Origin of the sequence: Mycobacterium sp. AMU20-3851 (assembly GCF_043974665.1) — a bacterium.
Taxonomy (GTDB): Bacteria; Actinomycetota; Actinomycetes; order Mycobacteriales; family Mycobacteriaceae; genus Mycobacterium.
This window is the reverse complement of record NZ_CP146371.1, coordinates 2,829,949-2,842,353: the sequence shown is the minus strand read 5'-3', so window position 1 is coordinate 2,842,353 and position 12,405 is coordinate 2,829,949. Positions and strand designations below refer to the sequence as shown.

Below are 12,405 nucleotides of genomic sequence, written 5' to 3'. Positions count from 1 at the left end.
AGGCCAGACACATGGAGGCGGTAGCAAGATGACGGCACCAATCGTGGTGATGGGCGTTTCCGGTTCCGGAAAATCGACCGTCGGGGCGGCACTTGCCCAACGGGTCCGGGTTCCGTTCGCCGACGCCGACGACTTCCACCCGCCGGCGAACATCGCGAAGATGACCGCCGGTGAGCCGCTCGACGACGACGACCGGCACCCCTGGCTGGAGGCGATCGGCGAGTGGCTGGCCGAGCGCTGCGCCACCGGCGGGGTGATGAGTTGCTCGGCACTCAAACACCGGTACCGCGATCAACTGCGCCGGCATTGCCCATCCGTGCGGTTCCTGCACCTGAGCGGCACCCCCGAGATCATCGGGGCCCGTCAAGCCAGCCGGCCCGGGCACTTCATGCCGGCCTCGCTGCTCGCCTCGCAGTTCGAAACCCTCGAACCGCTGGCCCCCGATGAGTCCGGACTGACGATCGATGTCGGCCAGAGCATCGATTCCATCGTCAACGAGTACGTCTCCCGCGCCGGACTGGAGTCCTGATGAGCAACCTCACGATGCCCACCGGCGTCACCCTGCTGGCCGAACCGCCGAAGCTGGTCGAGCCGGTCGCGTCCACGCCGCATCTGATGCTCGCCTTCCTCGCGGGCATCGCCGTGATCATCGTGCTGATCACCGTCGTGAAGCTGCACCCGTTCCTGGGACTGATCTTCGGGGCGGTCACCGTGGGGGCGGTGGCCGGCGAGGAGTTCGCGACCGTGCTGACCTCCTTCTCCAACGGCTTCGGCAAGACCGCCGCCAGCGTCGGCATACTCATCGCGCTGGGCGCCATGTTCGCCAAGTTGCTGGCCGATTCCGGGGGCGCCGACGAGATCGTGGACACCATCGTCGGGCGCGCCTCGCCGCGGATGCTGCCGTGGGCGATGGCGCTGGTCGGCGCCATCATCGGGCTGCCGATGTTCTTCGAGATCGGCCTGGTGCTGCTCATGCCCGTCATCTACCTGGTCGCGCGCCGGTCCGGACTGTCCCTGATCACCATCGGAATCCCGGCCCTGGCAGGCCTTTCCGCGATGCACGGTTTCGTCCCGCCGCATCCGGGCCCGCTCGCCGCCATCGGGTACCTCGGCGCGGACCTCGGGGTCACCCTGGCTCTCGGTGTCGCCGTGGCCATTCCGACCATCGTCGTCGCCGGTCCACTGTTCGGGAAGCTGGCCGGAAAGTGGGTGGTGGTCGGCGCACCGGACACCTTCGCCGCCGACGAATGGGCCGAGGGGGAGCAGCGCCGCCGGCCGTCGTTCGCTATCACGCTGTTCAGCGTGCTGCTGCCGGTCGTGCTCATGCTCGGCAAGGCGCTCGTCGACATCTTCATCGAGGACGAGGGGCAGTGGTTCCGGCTGATCTTCGACACCCTGGGCACACCGTTGATCGCTCTGCTCATCGCCGTGATCGTCGGCATGCTGACCCTCGGCCTCGGCGGCGGCATGAGCCGCGACGAGATCACCAAGTGCGTCGAGTCCGGCCTCCCTCCGGTGGCCGGGATCATCTTGATCGTGGCCGCCGGCGGTGGGTTCAAGGAGGTGCTGGTCGACACCGGTATCGGTACCGCACTCAAGAATCTGGCCGAAGGCACCAACATCTCGGTGCTGTTGCTGGCCTGGGGCCTCGCTGTGGCGATCAGGCTGGCCACCGGGTCGGCGACCGTCGCGACCATCACCGCCTCGTCGTTGATGATCGGCCTGATCGAGGGGATGAGTTCCGGCGAAGTGTCACTGGTGGTGCTGGCCGTCGGTGCGGGCTCGCTGTTCTTCTCTCACGTCAACGACGCCGGATTCTGGTTGGTCAAGGAGTACTTCAAGCTCACCGTCGGTCAGACCATCAAGACCTGGTCGATCATGGAGACCGTACTTTCGGTGTCCGGCCTCGTGGTGGTCCTGGTGCTCGATCTGTTCATCTGAGAACCTGGGTGCCGCCGGCGAGTTCATCGTGCTTGCCCTGTTTGCTCGCACTGCCGCTGATGGTCACCGCGATGACCAGGATGGCGATGACCCCGAGCAGGCCGCCGATCAACGGGACGATCGGCAGCAAGGTGAACACGTTGCGGATCGCCGACTCCCGCAGCGTGGGCTTCGCCCCGCCGGGACCGTGCACGGACAACCCGAGGATCTTCTTGCCCGGGGTCGAGCCCTGGGCGACCTCGAAGGCGACGAAGTAGACGAAGGTGAGCAGCCCGGTGAACAGGCCGGTCACCCAGATGTTGGACAACGTGTCGGTGAAGAACGCCAACACGAACGCGACGATGCCGACGAGGACGCCGTCGATGACACGGGCGAAGAAGCGGCGGGCGAGGCCACCGGGCTTCCCGCCGGTTGCGCTGTAGGTACTCGGGTACGGATCGAATCCACCGGTGCTCATGCCTGCGAACTTACCCGTGCGGCCAATGCCGGTATGGGGTGAAACCCGGGCGGATCTCAAATCCGCCGGGCGATTCCGCGCAGCACGGTGTCCCGTGCCAGCCTCAGTGCGGCAGCGGTGCCGATGCCGGCGATGATGTTGCCCGGCACCCAGAGCACGTCCATCACGCACCGGGCCAACACATCCAGCGGGGCGGCATCGATCCGCAGATCACCCGCCCGGGCACCGGCGGCCAACAGTTGTTCCAGTTGCTCCATCCGACTGGCGAACGCATAACCGGGATTCGGACTGTCCGGCGGCGACTGGCGCATCCAGGCCAGTTGGATCTTCCACTCATCCGGGAACTGTTCGACGGCATTGATGAAGATCCAGCTGATGGCGTCCAGCTTCTGCACCGCGGTGGACTCCGAGCCCATCACCGCGACCGAAGCCGTGACGGTCTTCTCGCCGAAATCCCGCATGATGGAGGCGAGCAGTTGGTCCTTCGATCCGATGATCCGGTAGACGGTGGCCGGATTCAGGCCCGCCTCGGTCGCGATATCGCGAATGGTGGCGACTTCGAACCCTTTGCGGCCGAAGACGGTACGTGCCGCGTTACGGACGTGGGCGGCCTTGTCGCCGCGCGCTGTCAGCCCGTCTGCGGACCAGCCGGCGATCACCTCGTCGGCCGCAGCCAGCGCCGGTGAGCCGTCGAGCTCGGCATCGCTGCCGCTTCGGGCCGCCAAGCCGGTCAACATGATGCCGCACAGTGCCTCGGCCACCTTGTCGGCCTCGGCGTCCCTGCGGATGACATCGAGGCCGACGTGCAACATGGACTGGCAGATGCGGTCGGCAACCACGGCCAGGTCCAGATCGGACCGCACGTAGCCGCTCCACCGTCCCGCGCGCAACGTCTGGACCATCGCGTCCTGCAGCGATTTCGGGGGATGGCGGAGCATCTCGACCAGGACCGGGCTTTCCGTCGGTGCCTCGTAGAACGACATCTGCAAGGCAGCCCGGTTGCGCACCGCGCAGCGCGCGATGTCGGCACCCAACTCGACGACCCGGTCCTTCACCGTGGCCGAATCATGCGCATCGAGCCGGGTCAGGCCGAGCTCGCCCGCGCGGGTCAGATCGGCGTGGTACCGCCGCACGAGTTCGGCCAGCAGATCGTCCCGAGATTCGAAATGGTGGTACAGACTACCGGTGAGAATGCCTGCGGCACTGGCAATCTCCTGCAGCGAGGTGCGCAGGCCCGAGGAGGCGATCAGCGTCTCTGCGGTCTGCAGGATCTCCGCGCGCCGGGAACTCTCGGCGGGCTGCTCAATCGCCACGCCACCTCCACGGCCATCGTCCCGTCGGCACCGACAGGCTGAACTTTGCGAACGCAAAGGTTATCAAATGTCGGATGCCGTCTCCTCCAGCGAGCAGCACGTTATTTCGAAGACATGCCGCGGCAGGGTGTTCGGCATGTCCAGGCAGGTGAGCAGCCCGGCCTTCGCCTCGATGACGTAGGGGACGGCGTTGACCACCCGCATGGCCGTCGCCGCCATCGCGGCGCGCCCGGCACCGTGTCCTTCGGCCTCGCCGAGGGTCATCTCGCAGTGGATGTCGGGATCACCGTCGATGTCGACGCGATAGGTGGCATCGGTCTGGGAGGCGGGCCAGTTCGGCGCCACATCGCGGGACATCCGGATGATGTGCACCAGCACAATGGCTTCCCGTCCGTCGATCACCCCGGCCGCACGGGTACGCACCGCGCCACACGTTCCCGCCTCGATGGTGCCGAACGCGACCTCGATATCGCGGTCGGTCGGCTCGCGGTCCAAGGTGCCCCGGATCTCCTCGATCTGGGCGCCAAGTCCCTCGGCGATCAACCGGATCGGTGCGTTCCAGGCCAGCTCGATGAATCCCGGGGTCTTCAGCATCGGTTCGAAATCGAGCCTGCGGCCGAAACCCATGCCGTCCATCATGACGTCGGCCACCGGGTAGTGATCGTTGAGCGAGATCTCGGTCGCGGTGACGGTGCGGATCTTCTTCGATTGGGTGGACAACAGCAGGGCCAGCTGGTCGGAGCCGAAACCGGGGAACACCCCGGACACGTACAGCGAGGCGTCGCCCTCGCGCGCGGCGGCATCCAGCCGGTCACGCCAGTCGGGCAGGAAATAGGACGGTGGGTACAGCAGACTGGTCGAGGTCGTCGACACCACGTTGATGCCGGCGGCGAGCAGCCGCTCGTAGTCCGGCAGGGCACCGGCGTCACGTTCCGGTCCGCTGGCGGCGTAGACGACGCAGTCCGGCCGCAGCGCGATGAGCGCGTCGGCGTCCCGCGTCGCCGCAAGCCCGACGGGCGGGCCGCCGGCCAACTCGCCCGCATCGCGGCCGTCCTTGTCCGGGTTGTGCACCCACACGCCGACCAGCTCGAGGTCGGGTCTGTTCAGCACCGCGTCGACGGCGATCGCGCCGACCCCGCCGGTCGACCACACCACCACCCGCTTCGGTACCGGCTGCACAGGCGTCACACCCACGCCAACTCCTCACGGTCGACCTCGGAGAGTCTCGCGACTATAACCTAACTTTTGTTGCACAACCCCCGAACCGCGCAGTAGCAGGACAGTCCGGCGGTCGGCCGTGAAAGTCGCTGACACTGTAGTCAAACCTATTCTTTCCGGCCGCCGGCTCTTGACCGTCGAACAATGCGGGCTGTAGCTTCCGAATCAAACATTAGGTTGTAGACCACGAGCTCCCCGGACGCCCGGGCGGCGGGGGGACTTTGTGCTCGGCGCGCGCTGGGCCGTGGCTGCACCTGCTGGCCTGACGTCGTTCACCGGGAGGGGTGGTCGTGGCGAACCTGACGGCGCGGTCGCTCGCCGGGCTGGGAACGATCGTCGCGTCGGCCGCGGTCGCCACGCTGGCAGGGATCGCGTTCCGCGGTGACTTCGAGGACTCGGTGCCGGTCACCGTGGTGTCCCCGCGGGCCGGCCTGGTGATGAATCCCGACGCCAAGGTGCAGTTCCACGGGGTTCAGGTGGGCACGGTGGCCGCCATCGAGGATCGGGCCGACGGACAGGCGGTGCTACACCTGGCCATGGATCCGGCGCGGCTGCCGGCCATTCCCGCCAATGCCATCGCCGACATCGCCGCCACCACCGTCTTCGGCGCCAAGTCGGTGCAACTGCGACTGCCGCCGGACCCATCGCAACAGTCCATGCGTCCGGGACAGGTACTCGATGCCCGGCAGGTGATGATCGAGATCAACACCGTGTTCGAACAATTGGTGTCGGTGCTCTCGACCATCCAACCGGAGAAACTGAACCAGACGCTGGGGGCGATCGCGGCGGCCACCGGCGGTAACGGCGGTCAGGTCGGACAGATGCTGGTGGATCTGAATTCCTTCCTGCACCAGATGAATCCACGCATCGACACGATCAACCGGCACTTGGAAACCCTGCCGCCGGTGTTGAGGTCCTACGCGGACGCGGCAACCGATCTGCTCACCGTCACCGATGACGCCACCGTGATCGGGCGGACCATGGTGGATGAGGAACAGAACCTCGACGCCATGCTGCTCGGCGCCATCGGCCTTGCCGACGTCGGTGATCAGGTACTGCGGGACAGCCGTCAACCCCTGACCGACACCGTGAAGTTCCTGGTGTCCACCACCGATCTGACCAACCGGTACAACGAAGCCCTGCGCTGCGCGCTCAAGGGCATCACGTTGATGTCGACGAATCCGCCCCTGAACGAACCGGGTGTGGACATCCTGGCCGGATTCATGTGGAGCCAGGAACGGTATCGATACCCGGAGAACATCCCGAAAGTGGCCGCCACCGGCGGACCGCAGTGCACCGACCTGCCCGATGTGCCGTACCAGAAGGTGCCGCCGTTCGTCGTCACCGATGTGGGGGCCAATCCGTGGAAGTACAACAATCCCGGGATCGTGCTCAACGCCGATGGGCTCAAACAGATCCTGTTCGGTGGCCCCAAGGACGGCCCGCCCCGTAACAGCGCACAGATCGGCCAGCCCGGATGATGCGGCTGGGCATCAAGTTCACGGTGTTCGCCGCGGTGATGACGCTGCTGACCGCTGCGCTGTTCTTCATCTTCGGTCAGTACCGGACAGGTTCCACCCATACCTACACCGCGGTGTTCGAGAACGTCTCGCACCTCAAACCCGGTGAATCCGTGCGCTTCTCCGGGGTCCGGGTAGGCACCGTCTCCGACGTGCGCATGCAGGCCGACAAGACGGTATTGGTGTCCTTCTCCACAGACCGCGACGTGGTGATGACCGACGGGACGCGCGCCGAGGTGCGCTATCTCAACCTGGTCGGCGACCGGTTCCTGGAGATCGTCGATGAACCCGGATCGACCAGGCTGCTGCCGCCCGGTGCCCGGATCCCCGTGCACCGCACATCCCCGGCGCTGGATCTCGACCTGCTGCTCGGCGGCCTCAAACCCGTTGTGCAGGGCCTTGATCCCGAAGACATCAATGCCCTCACCGGGTCACTCATCCAGGTCGTGCAGGGTCAGGGACCGACGATGGAGTCGTTGATGAGCAACTCCGCGACGTTCGTGCACACGATGGCCGACCGTAGCGCGACGATCCAGCAGTTGATCGACAGCCTGCGCCGCACCCTGGGCACCCTGACCGAGCAGGGCGCGGACTTCACCGCGGCCATCGACCGGCTGGAGCAGTTCATCAGCGGCTTGGCAGCCGAACGGGAGCCAGTGGGCGCCGCCATCGACGCCCTCAACGCCGGTACCGCCTCGCTGGCCGATCTGCTCGGACGGGCCCGCGGGCCGCTGGCCGGGACCCTCGACCAGGTCAACCGACTGGCACCCGCACTCGAGGGGCAGAAGGGTCTCCTCGACGACGCACTGCAGAAGGCACCTGAGAACTACCGAAAGCTGATCCGGATCGGCTCCTACGGAAGCTTCGTCAACTACTACATCTGCTCGTTGGCGGTCCGGGTCACCGACCTGCAGGGCCGGACCGCCGTCTTCCCGGTGTTCAAGCAGGAACAGGGCAGGTGTGTGGAGCCCTGATGCTGAAATACCGAGGTCCCAAGCTGATCCGCGCCGGCATCATGGGCGCGATCCTGATCGCACTGGTCGTCGCCGTGGGTCTGCAGCCGCAGCTACTCATCAACTGGGCGACCACCGTGCGCTATCAGGCCGTGTTCGCCGACGCGGCCGGACTGGTGGTCGGCAACGAGGTGGCGGTGTCCGGGATGGACGTCGGCACGGTCTCGGATATCGAACTGGGCACCGACGGCGCACTGGTCACCTTCAGCGCCGATGCGACAATGCAATTCGGCTCCGAAACCACCGCCCATATCCGGACCGGTACGCTGCTCGGGCAACGCGAACTCACGCTGACGTCCGCGGGGTCGGGGACCCTGCGCCCGATGTCGACGATTCCGCGATCACGGACATTCACCCCGTACACGCTGACCGAGGCCGTCGGGGAGTTGGCCACCAACACCGCCGGCACCGACACCGCCGCGGTCAACCAGTCACTGGACACGCTGTCGGCCACCATCGACCAGATCGCCCCGCAGCTGGGACCCACCTTCGACGGTCTGACCCGTATCTCCCAGACGATGAATCGACGCGACGAGGCATTGGGGGACCTGCTGCGCAGCGGCAACGCCGTCACCGAGATCCTGGCCGAGCGCAGCCAGCAGGTGAACACCATGATCCTCAACACCGACGACCTGGTCGAGGTGCTGGCCGAGCGGCGTTGGGCGATCGTGGAATTGCTGTCCCATGTATCGGCGGTGTCCCGGGAACTGGCCGGGGTGATCGCCGACAACGAGCAGGAGCTCGCGCCGTCGCTGGCCAAACTGAACGCCGTCAGCGCGGTGCTGGAAAAGAACCGGGACAACATCGCGCTGGCGTTGCCCCGGCTGGCGAAGTTCCAGATCACGCTGGGGGAGACCGTCGCCAACGGCCCGTATTACAGCGCCTACATCCCCAACCTGGATCTGCCGCCACTGCTGCAGCCGTTCCTGGACTACGCGTTCGGCTTCCGCCGCGGCGTGAACGCCGGGCAGCCACCCGACAATGCCGGGCCGCGTGCCGAGTTCCCCTTCCCGTACAACGGCATACCGGAGAAGCCACACCCATGACAGCCCAGCGACGCAATCGCCTCATCCTGGGCGGCATCGCCGTCCTGGCCGTGCTGCTGGCGGCTGCCGGTCATCTGCTCAGCCACAGCCACTTCGGGTCCAAGACCGTCAGTGCCATCTTCGAAACGGCCACCGGCATCTATCCCGGCGACCAGGTGCGGGTGGCGGGCGTCCCGGTCGGCACCATCACCTCGATGGAAGCCGAGGGTACCCAGGTCCGGATCGTGATGGCCGTCGACGACGATGTGGCGGTCCCGGCGGAGGCCGGCGCCATCGTGGTGGCCGAGAACCTGGTCTCGTCCCGCTTCGTGCAGCTCGCCCCGCTGTACACCAACGGGCCGACGCTGCAGGACGGCGCCGTCATCCCGCGCAGCCGCACGGCGGTGCCGGTGGAGTGGGACGAGGTCAAGACCCAGTTGAACCGGCTGGCCGCCGATCTGGGCCCGCAGGCCGACGTGTCCACCACATCGGTCGGCCGGTTCATCGACAGCGCAGCGGACGCGCTGGACGGCAACGGGGCGAAGCTGCGCCAGACGATCTCCGAGCTATCCGGAGCGGCAAAGATATTCGCCGACGGCAGCGGGGACCTGGTGGGTACGGTGCAGAATCTACAGGCCTTCGTCTCCGCGCTGCGCGACAGCAGCGAGCAGATCGTCGCGTTCGAGGACCGGTTGGCCACGCTGACCGCCGCCGTCGACGGCAGCCGCGGCGACCTCGACGCCGCACTGACCGACCTGTCCGAGGTGATCGACGATGTGCAGCGGTTCGTCCGGGACAGCAGCGACGAGACCGCCGAGCAGGTGCAGCGGCTGGCGAATGTCACCCAGAACCTGGTGGATCACCGGATGGACCTGGAACAGGTCCTGCACGTGACGCCCACCTCACTGGCCAACGCCTACAACATGTTCGACCCGCGCACCGGCGGTGCCAGCGGCGTGTTCGTGCTGAACAACATGTCCGATCCGGTGAGTTTCGTCTGCGGCATGACGGGTGCGCTGGAGAACGTCACCGCACCGGAGAGCGCCAAGTTGTGCTCGCAGACACTCGGGCCCGCGTTGCGGACGATGAACTTCAACTATCTGCCGTTCCCGTTCAGTCCCTTCCTCACCGCGGCGCCGTCGCCCGGCAAGCTGATCTACACCGAGCCCAAACTCGCACCGGGTGGCGATCTCGGCCCGCCCGCGGCACCGGTGCCCTCGGTGTCCGCCTACACTGGGGCGCCCGGGGACCCGCCGGCGACGTTGGAGGACCTGCTGTTCCCGGGGGTGCCCACACCATGAGACGACTGTGCGTGCTCGCCGTCACGGTGATGGTGGCCGTGCCCGGCTGTGCGTTCAGCGGGGTGAACTCGCTGCCGCTGCCCGGCACCGTCGGCCGCGGCGACAATGCGTTCAGGTACTCGGTCGACCTGGCCAACGTCGGTACCCTGGAATCCAATTCGCCGGTGATGATCGACGATGTGGTGGTCGGCACCGTCGACCGGATCAGGGTGCAGGACCGGCACGCCCAGGCCGACATCTCGGTGCGGCACGGTGTCGTCGTACCGGCCAACACCGTGGTCAGCGTGGGACAGACCAGCCTGCTGGGATCGATGCACCTGCAGTTGGGTGCCCCGGTGGGGCAGGACCCACAGGGACAGCTTCCCGACGGTGCGGTGATCCCGCTGGACCGGTCCCGGAGCTACCCGAGCACCGAACAGACCCTGGCCGCCCTGTCCGCGGTGGTCAACCCCGGCGGGCTCGGCCAGATCGGCTCCATCATCCACGATGTGAACAATCTGTTCGCCAACCGGCAGGGTGAGATCCGGGAACTCGTCGGCCAGATGGACACCTTCGTTGGCAACCTGAATATCCAGCGGGACAACATCATCACGACCATCACCGAACTCGACCGGTTCGCCGCGACATTGGCCGGAAACGACGAGGTCATCCGCCGGGCGCTACGCGAGATCCCGGTCGCACTCGACGTGCTGAACCGGCAGCGCCCCAATCTGGTGGGCGCCCTGACCCGCCTCGGGGTCTTCAGCGACACGGCCACCGCGGTGATCGCAGACACCAAGGACTACCTGGTGCGCAATCTGGAGAACCTCGGGCCGACGCTGGCAGCCATCGCCGATGTCGGTCCGGAACTGGGCCGCACGATAGCCTTCGCCACCGTCTTTCCCATGGGCCAGAACCTGATCGACCGTGGCATCCACGGCGACTACATGAACCTGTTCGTCACCGTCGACCTCACCCACAACCGGCTCAAGCGGGGTCTGTTCGCCGGCACCCGATTCGGTGACGAGAACGCGCCGCTGGTCCCCGCCCCCGGCGACCCCGGTTATGACGCCTTCTACACCAACAATCCGATGGGCTCGCCGGTGGGACAACCGCCCAATCCATCGCCGTGGCCGACGTCCGAAGGCGGTGGCTGATGCTCACCCGGTTCGTGCGCACCCAGCTGATCATCTTCACCATCGCCTCGGTGGTCGGGCTGTCGGTCATGCTGGTGCAGTACCTGCAGGCGCCGATGCTGCTCGGACTCAACCGCATCACGGTCACCCTCAAATTGCCCAGTTCCGGCGGGCTGTACCGGTTCGCCAACGTCACCTACCGCGGTATCCAGATCGGCAAGGTGACCGAGATGAACGTCGACCGCCATGGCGCGATCGCCACGCTGTCGCTGGACCGGGAGCCCCGGATCCCGGCCGATGTCCAGGCCCAGGTGCGCAGCGTGTCCGCCGTCGGCGAGCAGTATGTCGATCTCCGACCGCTCACGGACCAGGGGCCCTACCTGGGAGACGGGTCCGTCATCGACCGGCCCGACACCACGGTGCCGCAGCAGGTGGCGCCGATGATGGAGCGACTCGACGCACTGGTCGGCAGCATCCCCAAGGACAAACTCTCTGAATTGCTCGACGAATCGTTCGAGGCGTTCGACGGTGCCGGGCCACAGCTGCGATCCCTGCTGGATTCCTCGGCCCGGATCACCGGCGACCTCGACGGCGCCGGATCGGATATGGCCGGGCTGATCGACGACGCTGTGCCGCTGGTGGACAGCCAACGTCGGAGTACCGACTCGTTGAGCTCCTTGTCGCAGAGCCTGGCCGGCGTCACAGATGAACTCAGGGCCAACGACGCCGAGTTCCGCCGCATCGCGGCCAGTGCACCGCAGACCACCCGAGATGTCACGCATCTGCTCGAACAGGTCAAGCCGACGTTGCCGGTGCTGCTGGCCAACCTGTCCACCATCGGCCAGATCGGGGTGACCTACCGCCCGGGCCTGGAACAGATGCTGGTTCTGCTGCCGCCGCTGGTGGCCTACTACCAGGCCTCGGCGCCCGGACAGAACCCGACGGGCATCGCGATCGGCGACTTTCGGATCTCGGTCAGCGATCCTCCGGCCTGCACGGTGGGCTTCCTGCCGCCCACGGCGTGGCGCAGCCCGGCCGATACCACCACCGTCGATACGCCGGACGGCATGTACTGCAAGCTGCCGCAGGATTCGCCGATCGCGGTGCGCGGGGCGCGCAACACCCCGTGCATGGGTGTGCCCGGGAAATACGCTCCGACGGTGCAGGAGTGCTATAGCGACAAGCCCTTCACGCCGCTGGCCATGCGCCAGCACGCACTCGGGCCGTACCCGTTCGACCCGAATCTGATCGCCCAGGGCATCGCACCGGACGACCGCGCGACCGACGATGACCGTCTCTACGCCCCGGTGCAGGGCACCGCCCCGCCGCCGCCCGTGCCGCCCGCCCCGCCGCCACCGGTGGCGTTCGCGCACTACGATCCGGTCACCGGGCGGTTCGCCACACCGGACGGTCAGGTGTCCGCGCAGACCGATCTGGTGGCTCCGGTGCCGGCCGGGGACTGGAAGCAGCTGATTCTGCCCGGTGGAGGCGCACCGTGAAGT

At 66.8% G+C, this 12,405-nt stretch carries 11 protein-coding genes; 8 read left to right on the top strand and 3 right to left on the bottom strand.

The features are described from left to right. Positions 1–28 precede the first annotated feature (28 nt). Positions 29–529 carry a gluconokinase gene (locus tag V4U86_RS13670; RefSeq protein ID WP_395311729.1) on the top strand — a complete coding sequence of 167 codons (501 nt, stop codon included), beginning with the start codon at positions 29–31 and terminating at the stop codon, positions 527–529. Positions 530–543: 14 nt separating this feature from the next. Beyond that, the gene (locus V4U86_RS13665; protein WP_395312037.1) at positions 544–1,941 is read left to right on the top strand and encodes a GntP family permease; all 1,398 of its coding nucleotides are present in this window, start codon (positions 544–546) and stop codon (positions 1,939–1,941) included. Here the strand turns inward: V4U86_RS13665 and V4U86_RS13660 are convergent. The 3 genes from V4U86_RS13660 to V4U86_RS13650 form a co-directional block, all read right to left on the bottom strand. Beyond that, on the bottom strand, positions 1,934–2,398 hold the full coding sequence (locus V4U86_RS13660; protein WP_395311728.1) for an RDD family protein: 465 nt from the start codon (positions 2,396–2,398) through the stop codon (positions 1,934–1,936). The two genes, V4U86_RS13665 and V4U86_RS13660, sit on opposite strands and share 8 nt — an antisense overlap. Positions 2,399–2,454: 56 nt before the next feature. Further along, a complete protein-coding gene (locus V4U86_RS13655) occupies positions 2,455–3,711 on the bottom strand; it encodes a TetR/AcrR family transcriptional regulator (protein ID WP_395311727.1) in 1,257 nt (418 codons plus the stop codon). A gap of 63 nt (positions 3,712–3,774) precedes the next feature. Continuing rightward, positions 3,775–4,905 carry an NAD(P)H-dependent amine dehydrogenase family protein gene (locus V4U86_RS13650; protein ID WP_395311726.1) on the bottom strand — a complete coding sequence of 377 codons (1,131 nt, stop codon included), beginning with the start codon at positions 4,903–4,905 and terminating at the stop codon, positions 3,775–3,777. 314 nt (positions 4,906–5,219) lie between these two features. Between V4U86_RS13650 and V4U86_RS13645 the strand changes: the two genes are divergently transcribed. From V4U86_RS13645 to V4U86_RS13620, 6 genes are read left to right on the top strand one after another with little or no spacing between them, the layout of a single operon-like run. Then, entirely contained in the window at positions 5,220–6,410 is a 1,191-nt protein-coding gene (locus V4U86_RS13645) for an MCE family protein (protein WP_395311725.1), read from the top strand. After that, positions 6,407–7,423: an MCE family protein gene (locus V4U86_RS13640; RefSeq protein ID WP_395311724.1), complete on the top strand. Its 1,017-nt coding sequence runs from the start codon at positions 6,407–6,409 to the stop codon at positions 7,421–7,423. Before V4U86_RS13645 ends, V4U86_RS13640 begins: the two co-directional genes overlap by 4 nt. Further along, positions 7,423–8,508 carry an MCE family protein gene (locus tag V4U86_RS13635; RefSeq protein WP_395311723.1) on the top strand — a complete coding sequence of 362 codons (1,086 nt, stop codon included), beginning with the start codon at positions 7,423–7,425 and terminating at the stop codon, positions 8,506–8,508. The genes V4U86_RS13640 and V4U86_RS13635 overlap by 1 nt, the downstream gene beginning before the upstream one ends. Continuing rightward, positions 8,505–9,788, top strand: coding sequence for an MCE family protein (locus V4U86_RS13630; protein ID WP_395311722.1), 1,284 nt, complete (start codon positions 8,505–8,507; stop codon positions 9,786–9,788). The genes V4U86_RS13635 and V4U86_RS13630 overlap by 4 nt, the downstream gene beginning before the upstream one ends. Continuing rightward, positions 9,785–10,924 (top strand): MCE family protein, encoded by a 1,140-nt coding sequence (locus V4U86_RS13625; protein WP_395311721.1) that lies wholly within the window; start codon positions 9,785–9,787, stop codon positions 10,922–10,924. Before V4U86_RS13630 ends, V4U86_RS13625 begins: the two co-directional genes overlap by 4 nt. Continuing rightward, on the top strand, positions 10,924–12,402 hold the full coding sequence (locus V4U86_RS13620) for an MCE family protein (protein WP_395311720.1): 1,479 nt from the start codon (positions 10,924–10,926) through the stop codon (positions 12,400–12,402). Before V4U86_RS13625 ends, V4U86_RS13620 begins: the two co-directional genes overlap by 1 nt. The last annotated feature ends 3 nt before the right edge of the window (positions 12,403–12,405 follow it).